The organism is Enterobacter sp. CRENT-193 (assembly GCF_002787395.1).
Taxonomy (GTDB): domain Bacteria; phylum Pseudomonadota; class Gammaproteobacteria; order Enterobacterales; family Enterobacteriaceae; genus Enterobacter; species Enterobacter hormaechei_C.
The window spans coordinates 1,566,602-1,583,441 of record NZ_CP024812.1 but is presented as its reverse complement, the minus strand read 5'-3'; the positions used below and the strand labels follow the sequence as shown (position 1 = coordinate 1,583,441).

11 protein-coding genes and 1 tRNA gene are annotated in these 16,840 nt (G+C 55.1%); 8 read left to right on the top strand and 4 right to left on the bottom strand.

The window, feature by feature from the left end; all coding sequences use genetic code 11:
* Positions 1 to 65: 65 nt before the first annotated feature.
* Positions 66 to 2,201, bottom strand: a complete 2,136-nt coding sequence (locus CU081_RS07800; protein WP_022651843.1) for an ornithine decarboxylase — start codon at positions 2,199 to 2,201, stop codon at positions 66 to 68.
* A 181-nt stretch (positions 2,202 to 2,382) separates the two neighbouring features.
* Here CU081_RS07800 and CU081_RS07795 point away from each other — a divergent pair, with 181 nt between their 5' ends.
* Positions 2,383 to 3,096 (top strand): DUF554 domain-containing protein, encoded by a 714-nt coding sequence (locus tag CU081_RS07795; RefSeq protein ID WP_003862452.1) that lies wholly within the window; start codon positions 2,383 to 2,385, stop codon positions 3,094 to 3,096.
* Between the two features lie 95 nt (positions 3,097 to 3,191).
* A tRNA-Phe gene (locus tag CU081_RS07790) sits at positions 3,192 to 3,267 on the top strand.
* Between the two features lie 77 nt (positions 3,268 to 3,344).
* Here CU081_RS07790 and CU081_RS07785 read toward each other — a convergent pair.
* Entirely contained in the window at positions 3,345 to 5,129 is a 1,785-nt protein-coding gene (locus tag CU081_RS07785; RefSeq protein WP_003862454.1) for a hybrid sensor histidine kinase/response regulator, read from the bottom strand.
* Positions 5,126 to 5,758 carry a response regulator transcription factor gene (locus tag CU081_RS07780; protein ID WP_003862456.1) on the bottom strand — a complete coding sequence of 211 codons (633 nt, stop codon included), beginning with the start codon at positions 5,756 to 5,758 and terminating at the stop codon, positions 5,126 to 5,128. The genes CU081_RS07785 and CU081_RS07780 overlap by 4 nt, the downstream gene beginning before the upstream one ends.
* Before the next feature lie 175 nt (positions 5,759 to 5,933).
* Here CU081_RS07780 and CU081_RS07775 point away from each other — a divergent pair, with 175 nt between their 5' ends.
* Together CU081_RS07775 and CU081_RS07770 are read left to right on the top strand one after the other, a co-directional pair.
* A complete protein-coding gene (locus CU081_RS07775; RefSeq protein ID WP_003862457.1) occupies positions 5,934 to 6,248 on the top strand; it encodes a lipoprotein in 315 nt (104 codons plus the stop codon).
* Positions 6,249 to 6,364: 116 nt separating this feature from the next.
* Positions 6,365 to 9,442, top strand: coding sequence for an autotransporter family protein (locus tag CU081_RS07770; RefSeq protein WP_003862458.1), 3,078 nt, complete (start codon positions 6,365 to 6,367; stop codon positions 9,440 to 9,442).
* A 61-nt stretch (positions 9,443 to 9,503) separates the two neighbouring features.
* Here CU081_RS07770 and CU081_RS07765 read toward each other — a convergent pair whose 3' ends face one another.
* Positions 9,504 to 10,031, bottom strand: a complete 528-nt coding sequence (locus CU081_RS07765) for a helix-turn-helix transcriptional regulator (protein WP_100185521.1) — start codon at positions 10,029 to 10,031, stop codon at positions 9,504 to 9,506.
* 668 nt (positions 10,032 to 10,699) lie between these two features.
* Here CU081_RS07765 and pgaA point away from each other — a divergent pair.
* The 4 genes from pgaA to pgaD are packed head-to-tail and all read left to right on the top strand — an operon-like array spanning position 10,700 to position 16,839.
* Complete coding sequence (gene pgaA / locus CU081_RS07760) at positions 10,700 to 13,138, top strand: poly-beta-1,6 N-acetyl-D-glucosamine export porin PgaA (protein ID WP_022651846.1); 2,439 nt, start codon at positions 10,700 to 10,702, stop codon at positions 13,136 to 13,138.
* Positions 13,139 to 13,146: 8 nt separating this feature from the next.
* Positions 13,147 to 15,084, top strand: a complete 1,938-nt coding sequence (gene pgaB, locus CU081_RS07755) for a poly-beta-1,6-N-acetyl-D-glucosamine N-deacetylase PgaB (protein WP_022651847.1) — start codon at positions 13,147 to 13,149, stop codon at positions 15,082 to 15,084.
* Positions 15,077 to 16,408, top strand: a complete 1,332-nt coding sequence (gene pgaC, locus CU081_RS07750) for a poly-beta-1,6-N-acetyl-D-glucosamine synthase (protein WP_003862462.1) — start codon at positions 15,077 to 15,079, stop codon at positions 16,406 to 16,408. Before pgaB ends, pgaC begins: the two co-directional genes overlap by 8 nt.
* Complete coding sequence (gene pgaD, locus CU081_RS07745) at positions 16,405 to 16,839, top strand: poly-beta-1,6-N-acetyl-D-glucosamine biosynthesis protein PgaD (protein ID WP_003862463.1); 435 nt, start codon at positions 16,405 to 16,407, stop codon at positions 16,837 to 16,839. Before pgaC ends, pgaD begins: the two co-directional genes overlap by 4 nt.
* Position 16,840: the final 1 nt, after the last annotated feature.

Here is a 16,840-nt window from a genome sequence, read left to right as displayed (position 1 = left end):
GGGGCGAGGGTGAAAAGACGGCTCCGTGCAATCCCCTCTCCCCTTTGGGGAGAGGGTGAGGGTCCCTACTTCAATACGTACCCATACAGCCGCTTAATCCCGTCCGCATCCTTCTCGCTGTAAACGCCCTGCAACTCTGGGGAGAAACCCGGCAGCATATTAATGCCCTCTTCCAGTGCCAGGAAGTAGCGCTGTACTGCTCCACCCCAGACTTCCCCCGGCACCACGCACAGCACGCCCGGCGGGTATGGCAGCGCACCTTCGGCGGCAATGCGTCCTTCGGCGTCACGAATACGCACCAGTTCGACGTTCCCGCGAATGTACTCCTGGTTGGCATCCTGGGGGTTCATCACCACGGCAGGCAGGCTCTTCTGACGGAACATCGCCTTCTGTAAATCCTTCACGTTAAAGCTGACGTAGAGATCGTGCATCTCCTGGCATAGCTGGCGGATCGTATAGTCGCGGTAACGCACCGGGTATTTCTGATAGATGGTAGGAAGCACATCCGCGAGCGGTGTGTCGTCTTCAATATGCTGTTCAAACTGCCCCAGCATCGCCACCAGCTGCATCAGCTTCTCCGCGCTCTCGGCTGGCGTCAGCAGGAACAGGATGGAGTTGAGATCGCACTTCTCCGGCACAATGCCGTTCTCGCGCAGGTAGTGGGCGAGAATGGTCGCCGGAATGCCGAAATCGGTATAGTGCCCTGTTTCAGCATCAATGCCCGGCGTGGTCAACAGCAGCTTGCACGGATCGACGAAATACTGTTCACGGGCATAGCCTTCAAAACCGTGCCATTTTGCACCCGGTTCAAAACTAAAGAAGCGACGCTCGCTGGCGATAGCCTGCGTGGGGTGATCCTGCCATGGCCGACCCGCCACCACCGGTGGGATAAACGGTTTGATCATATGGCAGTTGGCAATGATGGCCTTGCGCGCTTCAATGCCCAACTCGACACACTCCGCCCACAGCCTGCGTCCGCTTTCGCCCTCGTGGATCTTGGCGTTCACGTCCAGCGCCGCAAACAGCGGGTAAAACGGGCTGGTGGAGGCATGCAGCATGAACGCGTTGTTCAGCCGCTTGTGCGGGCAGAAGCGCGACTGACCGCGAATATGGTTATCCTTTTTATGGATCTGCGACGTTTGTGAGAACCCGGCCTGCTGCTTGTGGACCGACTGGGTCACGAAAATTCCCGGATCGTTCTCGTTCAGTTCCAGCAGAAGCGGAGACGTTTCCGCCATCATCGGGATAAATTGCTCGTAGCCGACCCAGGCGGAGTCAAAGAGGATGTAGTCGCAAAGGTGCCCGATCTTGTCGATCACCTGACGGGCGTTGTAGATCGTGCCATCGTAGGTGCCGAGCTGAATGATCGCCAGACGGAACGGGCGCGCCTCGGCGGCTTTCTGCGGCGCGACGTCACGGATCAGTTCCCGCAGCCAGGCCTCATCAAAGCAGTGCTCATCAATCCCGCCGATAAAACCAAACGGATTACGGGCTGCCTCAAGATAGACAGGCGTTGCCCCGGCCTGGATCAGCGCCCCATGATGGTTGGACTTGTGGTTGTTACGATCGAACAGCACCAGATCGCCACGAGTCAGCAGCGCATTGGTCACCACTTTATTGGCCGCCGACGTGCCGTTCAGCACGAAGTAGGTTTTATCCGCGTTGAACACTTTCGCCGCGAACTTTTGCGCGTGCTTGGCAGAACCTTCGTGGATCAGCAAATCACCGAGCTTCACGTCGGCATTGCACATATCGGCACGAAACACGTTTTCACCGAAGAAGTCGTAAAACTGCCGCCCCGCCGGGTGTTTTTTGAAAAAGGCGCCGTGCTGGTGACCCGGACAGGCAAAGGTGCTGTTTCCCATCGCCACATACTGGCTCAGGGTGTCAAAAAAGGGTGGCAGCAGGTTCTCTTCATACCGGCAGGCGGCAGATTCCAGTTCCAGCAATTCCTGTGCTTTGCCCGAGATGATCGCCGTGACACCCTCTGGCACCTCTCCTGGCTCTGTTGAGAACATAAATACCGGTAGCTGAAAGCCCGTACGCTTCAGCAACGCGAGAATGCCGCTGTAGCTTTCAACAACCGTAATGACGACTGCCGCCACATCGGTGAAATCAGTGTTATCCAGCATAACCTTTTCGCGATGCGTAGAAACTTTGGATACCAGCTCGCGGCTGACGGCAATTTTCATGGTTTTCATAGGCGCAAATACCCTCACCGAACGGTGAGACAGGAAGGAGAAAATTCGCGCAATCATGTCACCTTTTATTTTCAGGTGCAAGAAGGAATCAGTATGCGTTACGCCTCCCAAAGCTAAGCGTAATCAGGGACGAACGTGCCATAATGATGCAATGCCAGTGCTTAAATAACAGGAGTTAAACGTGGTAATTGGACCCTTTATCAATGCGGGAGCCGTATTGCTGGGCGGTGTACTTGGGGCAGTATTAAGCCAGCGGTTGCCGGAGCGTATTCGCGTCTCCATGCCCTCCATTTTTGGCCTGGCGTCGTTAGGGATTGGTATCCTTTTAGTGGTGAAATGCGCCAACCTGCCGGTGATGGTACTGGCGACGCTGCTCGGGGCACTGATCGGCGAATTTTGCTATCTGGAAAAGGGCATCAATCACGCGGTAGGCAAAGCCAAAAATCTGATTGCCCGACCGGGCAAGGCGAAGCACGGCACGCACGAGTCGTTTATTCAGAACTACGTTGCGATCATTATTCTGTTCTGCGCCAGCGGCACGGGGATATTCGGTTCGATGCAGGAAGGGATGACCGGCGATCCCAGCATATTGATTGCGAAAGCGTTTCTGGATTTCTTTACTGCCACCATCTTTGCCACCACCCTCGGCATCGCCGTCGCCGCGATTTGCGTGCCGATGTTGCTTATTCAACTGGCGCTGGCCACCTGCGCCACGCTGATCCTGCCGCTGACAACGCCAGCGATGATGGCAGACTTTACCGCCGTCGGCGGCCTGTTGCTGCTGGCGACAGGGCTGCGAATCTGTGGCATTAAGATGTTTGCAGTGGTGAACATGCTCCCTGCCCTCCTGCTCGCGATGCCGCTATCCGCGCTCTGGACGCACTTTTTCGCTTAAGTTTGCGACGAAATGGTGAGAGAGTGTGCAGTCTGCACCGAAAGCAACAAATTTCGTTGACGCCGGAGGGAGGATCGGGTTTAATGCGCCCCGTTGCCCGGATAGCTCAGTCGGTAGAGCAGGGGATTGAAAATCCCCGTGTCCTTGGTTCGATTCCGAGTCCGGGCACCAAATTTCATATTAACGGACCTCCACGGAGGTCCGTTTTTGCATTCTGAGCCCGCCAGAATCATTACTTCTGCATTCCCTTAACGACATCCCAACCACTGCGTCAGCAGCGCATGCAGTTTAGCTGGCTCCAGAGGCTTGCGGAGTACCAGGTACCCCTCCTGCTCCGCCTCCAGCAGAACCGGTGAATTAAATTCGCCGCTAACTATTGCGCCGCTCATATCCGGCAGACGTTCAAAAAGCGCTTTCAGGATATCGAAGCCGCTTTCGCCGGATCGCAGGCGCTGGTCGCACAGCACGGCGAACGGCGTAAAGCCGTCGTCGATTATGGCAAACGCTTCTTCAGCGGAGGCCGCACAGCGTACGTCGATTCCCCAGACGCTCATCAGGCTCTCCCAGGCAGACGTCACCAGCGGGTCGTCATCGACAACCAGGCAGGAACCGTGCAGCGGCGCATAGCGTACCGGCGTGGCGGTGTTATCAGCGGCGGGCGGGGTATCCAGCACGCTATCTTCGCCAGCATATTGGGTAAAGCGCATCCAGAAGCGTGAGCCTTTCCCTTCAATGGATTGCATCCCGTATTTCACCTTCATCAGCTTGGCACAACGGGCAACGACGGCCAGTCCCAGCCCGTGTCCGGCGCTGTCGATCTTCCATGCCAGCTCGGGGCGGTAGTAAGGTGAGAAGATTTTGCCCTTCTCTTCATCGGCGATACCGACTCCCGTGTCCCACACCTCCACCATACACTCGTCACCGCGCGGTCGGATGGCGACCAGCACCCCGCCCTGGAGCGTGTAGCGAAGGGCGTTTTGAATCAGGTTGATCAGGGACTGTCGCACCAGTAGCGGATCGCCCATCACGTAGATATGGCGTTTAGGCCGCCGGATGCACAGCCTAAGCGCGCGGCTGTTGGCCTCTTCACGAAACAGCGTGATGACCGAGTCGAGCAGAGCACCGATATCCACTTTGGTCGGGGCAGAGAGGACATTCCCGGATTCTATTTTGCTGAGATCGAGCAGAGAGTTGAGCATTAAATGTACCGAGCGAACGCTCTGCTGAAGGTCAAGAAGCTGTGGCGTCAGGCTGCCGTCCCGGTTTCGGTGGAGGATAGCTTCGATCAGAAAGCCCATAGCATGCACAGGCTGGCGCAGATCGTGGCTGGCGGTGGTCAGAAACTGATTTTTATCCAGCAGTGCCTGCTCCGCGTCCTCTTTGGCCTGACGAAACTGTTCCGCCAGCCGTGAGCTTTTTTCCTCAAGCAGTGCCTGCTGAATAAAGAACGCATGGGAAGTTAACGCATGGCGGTAAATTGCGAAGCCGTAAAGCAGATTCAGCATGAGCACGATGAACATCAACTCATCCAGCCGCCAGATAATACCGAGGTTCAGCACCCCCCAGGAGGCGAAGAAAAAACGCGTGAAGGTACTAATGACAGGCGTCAGATGTGTCGCATTGGCGGCGACGATGGCGGCGATGCTGATATTAAGTAACAGGAAAAAGTCAAAATTCTGCGTCTGTGGCGTAATTAAATAGAGTGAAGAAATTCCCAGCCCGTGAATAAAGGCAATATTATTAATACGCGGAAGCCAGCGTCGCAGGACGTCCCTCTCACCGTTTTCTTTCGCTTCACGCTGATAGCATCGGTGCAATAGTCGTATCGCCACGGCACATAGCAGATAAATAATTATCCAGATAATCGTTGGGCCGAGGTCGTCCCCAAGCATATAAATCCAGATGGCGAAAGGAATACCCACAAAGGGCACAGCACTAAAGCTAAATACCAGCCGCAGAAAGGTGTTGTTTAGCAAACGGATCTGCGCCGGAGCAGAGATACCATCATTTTGTAAGCTCTGGAAAAACCTCATTCCGACGGTTCCTGCTTGCCATGCAGAAGCGTGATGGCTTCAACCCGGCTGTTAACGCCTATCTTTTTCAATATATTGCTGATGTGTTCTTTGACCGTGGGCTCAGAAATTGAAAGCTGTGCGGCGATTCGTTTATTTGGCAGGCCGCGCATAATCATATTTAACACGTCTATTTGTCGCGGCGTTAAGTTAAATTTACTTAACTTCTCATTATTGGCCTTAACGGAAATTTCGTTTCCCTCAGGAAACCAGGTCTGATTATCAGTGAGTGCGAAAACGGCCCGCGAGAACATCTCAGGTGGCTCGCTTTTCAATACAAAACCGTGTCCCCCGGCGGCATTAACTTTGCGCCAGATATCATTATTGTCATCCCCGCTGACCACCAGGAGTCGTACCTGTGGGTAAAGTTGTTTTACTTCTTTGAGTAATTTCAGGGCCGTTCCGGAAGAGAGCCAAAAATCGATTACCAGCAAACGTGGCGGGCCATGATCTCTAATTTGTCGGTAGCAATCATCCTCATTCGTCACCACACACGCCTGTTTAAACTGGCAATGTGTAATCAGAAAATTGGCGATGCCGCTTGCTACCAATGGATGGTCATCAACGACTAACGCATAATTCTGTCCCAAAGGATCCTCCTTTTACCTTCGCATATCTTAGAGTACAGATGAATTATTATCTACCCACCCTACTTTAGGAGGGTTTTTTCGATTAGGAAAGAGAAATATATTATTCGCTGATTTGGGTAAAAGAAAACATAAATACAATCAGTGAAATTAACTGGTTGGATATCAAGGATAATTTATGAAAAAACCACTAATCGTTTTAACCGTTACGTTGATGTTAGCCGGTTGTTCCACGTTGAAAACCGATCAGGCTATTCCACTCCTCCAGGCGGAGACCGCTAAAATGCTGGGACTGGGCTCATCGGATGAAATAACTGTGACCAACGTTAATGGCGCCCAGCCGGACGCACTGGGAGGACAAAAACTCTCTTATCGCGCCACGACGGAAAAAGGGCGTATTTTCGATTGCTCATCAATGATGATGCCGGGAATTTTAGGATCCGCACCGACGCTGAGCGCGCCAACCTGTACACCTGTTGTCACACATAAATAATTAACGCCGCATCAAAAGGCGTACATAAATAACGCCTTTTACATTATCTGGCGTATCTGAGTTTTCATAAAAAAACGATGTTCCTGACATCATGCTAATGAGTACGGAGATAGCCCGTGAATAACTCTACATCGCATTCTTTAGCGGTTAAGACGCCGCTTTCCAGACTTTACCTCGCTCTATTTTCCGCGCCGCTGTTACTGTTTTTACCTGCCGATATAGCGCGTGCAGCCGATGCCTTTTTTGATGGCGACGCGCGTATTACCGAAACGCTGGGTTACACCGGAGATGTTTATGTTGGACGTAATCAACGCGGAAACCTGTTGATCGATAATGGCAAAATCACCGCCTATAACATCAATATCGGTCGGCTGTTCGACGGCAAAATTTATGAAAGCGTGGTCACGGTCCGTGGGCCAGACGCTGAGCTTAACGCGGTGAACGATCGGTACGTCCTGCGCGGCGACCTGAATCTTGGCCTCGGCACCCTGCGAGTCGAAGAGGGCGCGCTGGCGAGTGCAAAGGAGATTGTTGTCGGCACCACCCGCGGCTACGACAGCCACCTTATCGCCACGGGTGCTGGCTCTCGTGTGACCAGTAATTTTCTCAGCGTAGGCACCGATCTGGGCGCACGCTCCACGCTTGCGATTGAAGACGGCGCTGCGCTCAATACCGCTTACGATGCACGCATCGGCAACGGTACCGGACCGGGTGAAACCGACACGCTGAGCCCGAAAGCCACCGTCACAGGGAGCGGCTCACAGTGGAACGTTGGCCGTACGTTGACGCTTTATGGCGACCTGGACGTGCTGAACGGCGGAACGGTTAACGTTGGCGGCGTGCAGGTGGCAGGCGTCTCCGGGGCAGGGAAAACCGCCGAGCTGGTTATTGCGGGCGAGGACTCACGCTTTACCAGCGGCAGCAGCGTGAGCGTGGGCGATTACGGTAATGGCGTGCTGTCTGTGATTGACGGCGGTTCATTTTCCGCTGGCAGCAATGCGCTGATCGTGGGGACATCGGGTTCCGGCTCGAACCGGGGTGCGCTCATCATCGGCAGCCGCGGCAATATGGACACCGGCACGGGTTTAACTGAACCAACGCTTGGCACGGCGGGCGGCGCAGGTACCCTCGATGCGAAGACGGCAATAAGCCTGCGTGGCGGACTGTTCGGAAGCTATGTCTACTTCAACCATACCGACGGAAATTACATCTTCAGCAACACGATGAGCGGTGAAGGTGATGTGATCAACACCTCCGGGCAGACGACGCTGAACGGCGATCTTTCCGCACTCAAGGCGAACGTCACCGCGCGGGGCGGTAAAGTCATTATTGCCAGCAATATTAATACCCAACCAGAAGACGATATTTTTGACGTCCAGACGCTTAGCGCGGAGAACGGCGGCACGCTGATCCTCAATGCGACGGCGGGTTCAGACGTCAGCAACGGGGTGGGTTACAGCAGCGCCGCGTCAATCAAGTCCGGCGGCACGCTGGGCGGCAACGGGACGCTGGGCCAGACCGAGATCCTGTCCGGCGGACATATCTCGCCCGGCGACGGCACTATCGGTACGTTGACGCTGAAACGCTATCTGAACTTTATCGGCGAATCCTTCTATGACGTCGATATCGCAGGAGATGGCCGCAGCGACCAGCTACTGGTATCGGGCAAAACCACCATCAGCAATCAGGCTAAGGTACAGGTCACCGCGCTGGATCCGCAAACCAGCTATAAAACGGGCCAAAGCTACCGCATTTTGACCTCCGACGGGGGAATTGACGGTGAGTTCGCCGGCGCGATCTCCAAATCCGCCTTCCTCGACGTGGCGCTTAAGCAAAGCACCAACGCCGTCGATCTGACCATCGCGCAGAAAGAGACCGGTGGCGAGAATCCTGGAGGAGAAAATCCCGGAGGCGAAAACCCTGGCGGTGAGAATCCTGGTGGTGAAAACCCCGGAGGCGAAAACCCTGGCGGTGAGAATCCTGGTGGAGAAAACCCCGGAGGCGAAAATCCTGGCGGTGAGAATCCTGGCGGTGAAAACCCCGGAGGTGAAAACCCGGGCAGCGGCAAGCCGGGCATTTTCCAGACCGTGGCCCAAAGCAGCAACCAGTGGAATACCGCTGGCGCGCTCTCCACGCTGACGCAAAGCGGCCCGTCTCTGGCGCTGTATAACTCGCTGCTTCTGCTGAGCGCACCGGAAGCGCGCGAGGCGTTCAACCAGCTTTCTGGTGAAGTTTATCCGTCAATGCAGTCCAACCTGATCGCTGGCAGCACGCAGGTGTTTAACGTGTTAAACCAGCGCATGCAGCGCGCGTTTGATAACGACAGCCTGCCGATACCACCGTTAGCCATGTCGCTGGTGCAGCAGCCGGAGCCGCAAAACAATGGCGTCTGGGGCCAGACCTTCAGCTCCTGGAGCCGAAACAGCGGCGACGGTAACGTGGGCAAGCTGGACGGCAACACCACCGGCTTCCTGCTGGGGGCAGATCGCAAGCTGGCGGACCATAACGTGCGTGTCGGCGGCTACTTCGGCTACAGCCGGGGTGATTACGACGTCGACAGCCGTCGCTCCTCAACGGATACCGACAACTATCACCTTGGCCTGTATGCGGCGGGTCAACAGGATGCGTTCTCCCTTCGCGGCGCGCTGGGGTACACCTGGCACAAGATTGAAGGCGAGCGCAATGTTGATTTCAGCGGTTTCTCGGATCGGCTGAAGTCAGATTACGACGCCAACTCCCTGCTGGCGTTCACCGAAGCGGGCTACCGTTTCGGCCAGCCAGACAGGAATATTGAGCCGTTCGTCAATTTATCGTACATCCGGCTGCATACCGACAGCTTCAGGGAAGACGGCGGTGCCGCTGCGCTGAGCGTCCGTAACGAAACGATGAACACCTTCTACACGACACTCGGGTTGCGCGGTGTGACCGAGCTGCCGAAGCACGTTAACCTCTACGGTTCGTTGGGCTGGCAGCACGCCTATGGCGATAAGAATACCTCTTCGCGCATGGCGTTTGCGGGCAGCGACGCGTTCATTACTCAGGGACAGGCCGTGGATGAGGATGTGATGGTCGGTGATATCGGCGTGAGCGTACAGCTGTCGCGTGCTGCGACGCTGGATGTGGGTTACCAGGGACAATATGGTGCGGATACCCGCGTCAACTCGGTTAACGCCAATCTGCGCTGGTCGTTCTGAATTATTTCCATTAAAAGAACCCGCCCTTGTGGCGGGTTTCTGCTTTTGGCTTCTGACGAAGCTAGGGATCGTTCCCAACCGCGTCCAGCAGTTTGTTTTTAAAGATAAACAAACACGCCTCGTTGAAATTCCCTGCCCCTAACCGCTCTGACAGCACCGTTCGCTTGCGATAGAGGCTTTTAACCGACATATTCAGCTTATCTGCAATCTCTTCCATTGACCTCCCTGCCTTCAGCAACCGGATCATTATCGCTTCGTGTCGACTCAGCCGTAAGTTAAGCAGCCATTTGGTGGTCAGACGCCTGCCTTTCATATCAAGCACCAGATTGAATAACGACACCATATCCGGAGCCGTAAGCGACGTGTTCATAAACAGCTTCATACTGAGAAGATCCTCCTCTCGAGGACGCATATCCAGCATAACGCAGCAGATCGTTTTTCTCGTTCTGGCCGGATGGCGTATCAGGTAATCATATAAACGGAGCGGCGTACGGCTATCAATCAGTACAGTATATTCATTTGCGTCGGTATCAAATATGTTTCTGTCTATCGAACTGAGGCAAATTATATCCGGGAAAAATAGCCGCATCCCCCTGACAAGGAAACAATCCTGAGTCACTAACACTATTGAAGTCGCCACTAACCATCCCTTTTAGATTAAAGCAAGCCCGCCTCTTAAGAAACAAGAACGCTTTCGTTTATAGCGTTTTACATTAACGGCAAATGTTTTCTGGCTTTGATCATCCCTCAATATGACATTGGTGAGCTAGACTTTTTGCAGACTATCACTCAATGCCTGGCGTTAATTATAAATAAAAAAGAATTTCAGAAAAGTCACTTCTCTGAACATTAAGAATTTTTGTCATGAAACTTCCCAAACATGCACCAGAAAGTACTTTAATTAACTCAGAAGAACTTCATTTTGAATATAACAAAACAGGAAGCAGAGAAAGAAAAATCATTTAATATCAATTAATTAAAAACATCAACCCTGCACTAAATTATCTAAAAAACTTACTTCTCCCAGAATTATCTCAAAACCTCCCAGCCGCTTTTCAACTTATTTATCCCCCAACACATCGGGTGTACATTAAGCCCAATCAGACCACTGAGATGAGGGCTCATAATTACCTTTAAGTAAGTACCCCATAACGTAGCATCATTCAGATTTAATGTTCTCCTTTATGCCCTTTAACACAGAGTTAAAAGGCGGCCGTGTTATGCAATGGATTCACAATAAACAAATGGCAAATAGATATGGAAAGATCGCTTAGCTTCACTACGTTATTCTTTTATCGCACCACAATATTATTGTTCCTGCTTTTACTCTTTCCTGTTCTGGTTCAGGCTGATGAATCCGTTTATGAGCATCAGATACAACAGGCACGTAACGGTAATTACGCTCTGTTTCTTGATTACCTACAGCGCTATGAGCAACAACATGCTTTAACACCCGGACAGGTTGCGGACTGGTTACAGGTAGCCTCCTGGGCAGGACGCGATGACGAAGTTATCCGGGTCTGGCAGCGTTATGGTATTTATATGCCGCTGCCCGCTCGCGCCATCGCTGCCGTCGCCCAGTCCAGAAGAAACCAAAAAGCCTGGCCATCCGCCTTATCGCTGTGGAAAGAGGCGCTCAGCCTTGCGCCGGATAACGACGATTACCGCATCGGCTATGTGAAGACTCTGGCCGATGCCCGCAAAGATCGCCTCGCGCTTTCGGAAGCCCGGCAGCTGGTTAAAGACAATCCTTCTCCCGCGCACCTTGAGACGCTCTCCTATGTCTGGATGCGCCAGGGAAAAAACAGGGATCGGCTGCTGGCTGACATGCGCGCACTAAGCGCCGCGCCAGGGAATGAGGCCCTTCTTCGCGAGACGATCGATGCGCTAATGGATAACCGGGTAAGCACGCCCGCACTCTGGCTGTCACAAAACGCGGCGATGTCCCGCGCGGAGCGTCGCCGCCTTGAGCGTAACGCCGCGGCTGAACGGGTACGCCTGGCGGATGTGCCTGGCAGAACGGAGAAAGAGCGCCTGCGGCTGGCACAAAACGCGTTAGATCGCTATCACGCCCTGCTTTCCCGCTGGCAAAACGACCCGCAGGCGGCTGAAGACGTCATCCTTGCCCGTATCGATCGGCTTGGCGCCCTGTATGCGCAGGGTAATTACCGGCAGGTCATTAGCGAATATGAGTCGCTGACGGCCGCACAGCATCCGGTGCCGGACTGGGCCATCGGCTGGGTGATCTCTGCATATTTGCAGGAGAAAAACACCGTTGCCGCCTTCTCGCTTGTGCAACGCTATCCACACTACGCCTCCGATCCGCAGGATGAGGAGCATGCGCTTTTCTACGCCTGGCTGGATACGGGGCAGTATCAGGCCGCCCGCCGCTACGTTGAGCGCGAGACCCGCAGCGTTCCCTGGACCCGCTACGATTTCGGGTCCCCCGCCGCCCAGCCAAACGATCGGTGGCTTACCGGGCAGTCACTCAAATTTAACTATTTGCTGGCAACCAACGCCCTGCCGGAGGCCGAAAAGCTGTCGTATCGTCTGGCGTCAACGGCGCCGGGAAATCAGGGATTACAGATTGATTATGCCGCCCTGCTTCAGGCCAGAGGCCTGCCGCGCGCTGCCGAGCAAAAGCTTAAACGAGCAGAGGCGCTCGAACCCACGAATCTGGAGCTTGAAAAACAGCAGGCTTACGTCGCAATGGACCTTCAGGAGTGGCGCCAGATGGATTTACTGGCTAATAACGTAATTGCTCGCGCCCCCGCCGATCGCAGCGCCCGTCGCCTGGACAGACTCAGAATGGTCCACCATATGTCTGAGCTGCGTCTGAAGGCGGGTAAAGGATTGCACTCAGATAACCCCGTCAGCGGTAGCCACGACATGAACTGGGACGCCACGCTCTATGGCCCGCCCGTGGCGGATAGCTGGCGGCTGTTTGCCGGCACCCGCTATGCCCAGGGGAATTTCGACGAAGGTAAAGGCATCAGCCGCCACCTGTTGGGCGGCGTTGAGTGGCGCCCCCGTGACCTCACGCTCGAAGCCGAGCTCTCCGGCAACCACTATCACGGCAAAAACAGGCCGGGCGCACGGCTCTCAACAACTTACAGCCTGAGTGATAACTGGCAGGTCAGTGGTAACCTCGAGCGCTTGTCACGCGCCACACCCTTACGGGCATTACGCAATGGGATTAGCGCCAACCGGGGTGAAGGTGGGGTGCGCTGGTATCAAAACGAGCGACGTGAATACCAGTTCAACGCCGCAATCAGCCGCTTCTCAGACCACAACCGCCGTCAGGAATACACCCTCTCTGGGAAAGAGCGTCTCTGGCAGACCCCGACCCTGACGCTGGATCTCGAACCGGGGATCGCCGCCAGTAAAAACAGCCTGCGGAATACGCTCTATTACAACCCGGCACGGGATCTGTCCGTGACGGCTGCCCTGTCCGTTGACCATGAGATGTACCGCCACTACGACACCCTCTGGAGCCAGCAGTTCGTGGCAGGCGGGGGCAGCTACTGGCAGAAAAATCAGTCACCTGGCGCCGTTACCCTGCTGGGTTACGGGCAACGCATCCAGTGGAACAACGTTGTCGATACTGGCGTGATGCTGAACTGGGATAAGCGCCCTTACGACGGCAAACGCGAGAGCAATCTCTCCGTCACGTTAGATGCGACTTTACGCTTTTAAGGATGAATATGCTGAACACACGTTTTTCTGTAAGCCTGATCGTCATCGGCTGGCTCTGCCTCAGCGCGAGCCTCTGCGCGCAGCCGCTCTCCTTTATGGCCCCTGAAGAGAGGCCGCAGCTGGAGGCCAGCAAACCCTGGCCGGAGAATCAGTTTTTGGTCCTGGCCTACCACGACGTCGAAGATGATGCCGCCGATCAGCGCTACCTCTCCGTTCGCACCAGCGCGTTAAACGAGCAGATAAGCTGGCTTTTGCACAACGGCTATCACGCCATTAGCGTGCAGGACATTCTGGATGCGCATGAAGGAAAAAAAGCGCTGCCGCCGAAAGCCGTTTTGCTCAGCTTCGACGACGGTTATAGCAGTTTTTACACCCGGGTCTGGCCCCTGCTTCAGGCCTGGAACGTTCCTGCGCTGTGGGCACCGGTGGGCAGCTGGGTGGATACGCCGGCAAATCAAAAAGTTAACTTCGGCGGTCTGATGACGCCCCGCGATCGCTTTGCCACCTGGGATATGGTTCGCGAGCTCAGCCAGTCCCCGCTGATTGAGATTGGCTCGCATACCTGGGCCTCGCATTACGGCATTCCGGCCAACCCGCAGGGAAGCCGTGAACCCGCCATCGCTAACCGTTTTTTTGATAACGCGACGGGGCATTACGAAACCGATGAACACTTCAATCAGCGGATCGCCGCAGACGTACGGAAAGTCACCGATAAAATCACCCAGGTGACGGGAAAAGCGCCGCGTGCCTGGGTGTGGCCCTATGGGGCTGCTAACGGTACATCGCTCGCTATCGCCCAGAAACAGGGCTATCAGCTGGCCTTTACCCTGGAGGACGGGCTGGCAAACGTGCGCGACCTCGGCAACATCCCGCGCCTGCTGATTGCCGGAAATCCGTCGATAAAAACCTTTGCCAACACGGTTAGCCGCGTTCAGGAGTTTGAACCGGTGCGCGTCATGCATGTTGATCTTGATTACGTCTACGATCCCGATCCGGCCCAGCAGACGAAAAACATCAACAAACTCGTCCAGCGGGTCTACGACATGAAAATCAGCCATGTGTTTCTCCAGGCGTTTTCGGATCCGCGGGGCGACGGCAGGATCAGCGCGCTCTATTTCCCCAACCGTCGTCTTCCGGTCCGGGCCGATCTCTTTAATTTTGTCGCCTGGCAGCTACAAACCCGCGCGGGAGTGAAAATCTTCGCGTGGATGCCGGTTCTCTCTTTCGATCTCAGTCCAGCCTTGCCGCGCGTGCAGCGCCGTGAGCGTCAAACGGGAGAGTTGACCGTGGCCGCCGAGCCCTATATCCGGCTCTCCCCCTGGAGTCCGCAGGTTCGCCAGCAGGTGACGGAGATCTATGAAGATCTGGCCCGCTATGCCAGCTTCAACGGGATCTTGTTCCATGACGACGCAGTGCTGACGGACGTTGACGATGCCGGACAGGATACGACCCGGCAGAAGAGCCAGCGGCTTATCGGCTTTACCCGCACCCTGAGCCAGGCGGTGAAAAACATCCGTGGCCCGCAGATCAAAACCGCGCGGAACATGTTCGCGTTACCCATTCTCGAGCCGGAAAGCGAGGCATGGTTTGCGCAAAATCTGGATGATTTTCTGGCGGCCTACGACTGGACGGTGCCGATGGCAATGCCGCTGATGGAGTCCGTCCCGGCAGAAGAGAGCAATGCCTGGCTGACGCGTTTAGTCAAAGCCGTCGCCGCACGCCCCGGCGCGCTAAATAAAACGATTTTTGAGCTACAGGCCAGGGACTGGGCACAGAAACCGCAGCGTGCCGTAGCCGATGAACGTCTGGTGGAGTGGATGCGGGTGCTCCAGCTGAACGGCATCAAAAATTACGGTTATTACCCCGACGACTTCCTCAACAACCAACCTGATATTTCGCGTATCAGGCCTGAATTTTCTTCGTACTGGTATCCTGACAATGACTGATCGCATTATCGCCTTCTCTATTTTGTGTCTGGTATTCGGGTTGCCGTTAGGCGTAGCCGCGCTGTTTACTGGCGAACTGATTCTGGACTTTGTCTTTTTCTGGCCGCTGTTTATGTCCGTGCTCTGGGTAACCGGCGGCCTCTATTTCTGGTTTCAGCTTGAACGGCACTGGTCGTGGGATAACGCAACACCCGCCCCCGCCTTAGCCGGTGAGCCGTTAATCTCGATTCTTATTCCCTGCTTCAATGAGGAACGCAACGCACGGGAGACCATTAGTGCCGCGCTGGATCAGCGGTACTGGAATGTAGAAGTTATCGCCATCAACGACGGTTCTTCTGATAACACGGCGGAGGTACTGCAACAGCTGGCGCGGGAGCAGCCGCGCCTGCGGGTGATTAATCTCGCGGAGAACCAGGGGAAAGCCGTGGCGCTCAAGGCCGGCGCTGCGGCGGCCCGGGGCGATCTGTTGGTCTGCATTGACGGCGACGCCCTGCTCGACCGCGACACCGCGGCGTATCTGGTGGCACCGCTGATTCAGTATCCCCACGTTGGGGCCGTCACCGGAAATCCGCGTATTCGCACGCGCTCAACGCTGATTGGTCGTATTCAGGTGGGCGAGTTTTCTTCCATTATTGGCCTCATCAAGCGAACGCAGCGGATCTATGGCCGGGTCTTTACCGTCTCCGGCGTCATCGCCGCCTTTCGCCGACAGGCGCTGGCGGATGTCGGGTACTGGAGCCCGGATATGATCACAGAGGATATCGACATAAGCTGGAAGCTTCAGCTTCGCCACTGGGATATCTTTTTCGAGCCACGGGCACTGTGCTGGATCCTGATGCCGGAGACGCTAAAGGGACTGTGGAAGCAGCGTCTGCGCTGGGCGCAGGGGGGGGCAGAGGTGTTTCTGGTTAACCTGCGCAAGATGGCCCGCTGGGAGCATCATCGCATGTGGCCCCTGTTTCTCGAGTACGCCCTATCAACGCTGTGGGCATTTGCCTATGGGGCGACCGTGGTGTTGTTCATTCTCAGCCATATTATCCCTCTTCCCGCGAACCTGGCCGTTGCGAGCCTGTTTCCCCCGGCGTTTACCGGGCTGCTGCTGGGCGTAATGTGCCTGCTGCAATTCCTCGTCAGTTTGTATATCGAGCGGCGCTACGAGCGGAATGTGGCAGGCTCGCTGTTCTGGGTAATCTGGTTCCCGATGGTGTACTGGATGATTGGCCTGTTTACCACCCTCGTGGCATTTCCGAAAGTCATGCTTAAACGTAAACGCGCCCGCGCGCGCTGGATCAGTCCGGACCGGGGTAAAGGGAGCATTCAATGAACGAGAGTACGTTAATTTTGACTGAACATCGGCTGGCACCGCGTCTTTTCGATGCTGCATTAACGCTGATAGCCTGGGGAGGATTCCTGTTTTTCCTGTACGCCAGGCTGTGGATGCAGTTAACCGAGGAGGGCGACCACCGCTGGAACGCAATTATCGCCTCTTTTAATACAGTGCTGGTTTATCTGCTGATTGCCGCGTTCAACGGCTGGCTGCTGATCCTGTGGTATCAGTACAATCGCCGCCGCGCGCATGTGAGGCGGCGTCATCCGGAAATGTTGCGCCATGACGAGCTTGCCCAAAGTTTTAACGTCACGCCGCAAATTATGTCCGAGATGAGCCAGTACAACCTGCTGACGGTTTACCATGACCAGATTGGCCGGATCATTGATTTGAAGATCAGCGAGCAGCAGGACGAGAAAGAAGAGTAAG

Bases quoted from the DNA above. Each gene is read 5' to 3' on its own strand.
- pgaA (WP_022651846.1), top strand. From the start codon at position 10,700: ATGGAAAGATCGCTTAGCTTCACTACGTTATTCTTTTATCGCACCACA.
- pgaC (WP_003862462.1), top strand. From the start codon at position 15,077: ATGACTGATCGCATTATCGCCTTCTCTATTTTGTGTCTGGTATTCGGG.
- pgaB (WP_022651847.1), top strand. From the start codon at position 13,147: ATGCTGAACACACGTTTTTCTGTAAGCCTGATCGTCATCGGCTGGCTC.
- CU081_RS07775 (WP_003862457.1), top strand. From the start codon at position 5,934: ATGAAAAAACCACTAATCGTTTTAACCGTTACGTTGATGTTAGCCGGT.
- pgaD (WP_003862463.1), top strand. From the start codon at position 16,405: ATGAACGAGAGTACGTTAATTTTGACTGAACATCGGCTGGCACCGCGT.
- CU081_RS07800 (WP_022651843.1), bottom strand. From the start codon at position 2,201: ATGAAAACCATGAAAATTGCCGTCAGCCGCGAGCTGGTATCCAAAGTT.
- CU081_RS07765 (WP_100185521.1), bottom strand. From the start codon at position 10,031: ATGCGGCTATTTTTCCCGGATATAATTTGCCTCAGTTCGATAGACAGA.
- CU081_RS07785 (WP_003862454.1), bottom strand. From the start codon at position 5,129: ATGAGGTTTTTCCAGAGCTTACAAAATGATGGTATCTCTGCTCCGGCG.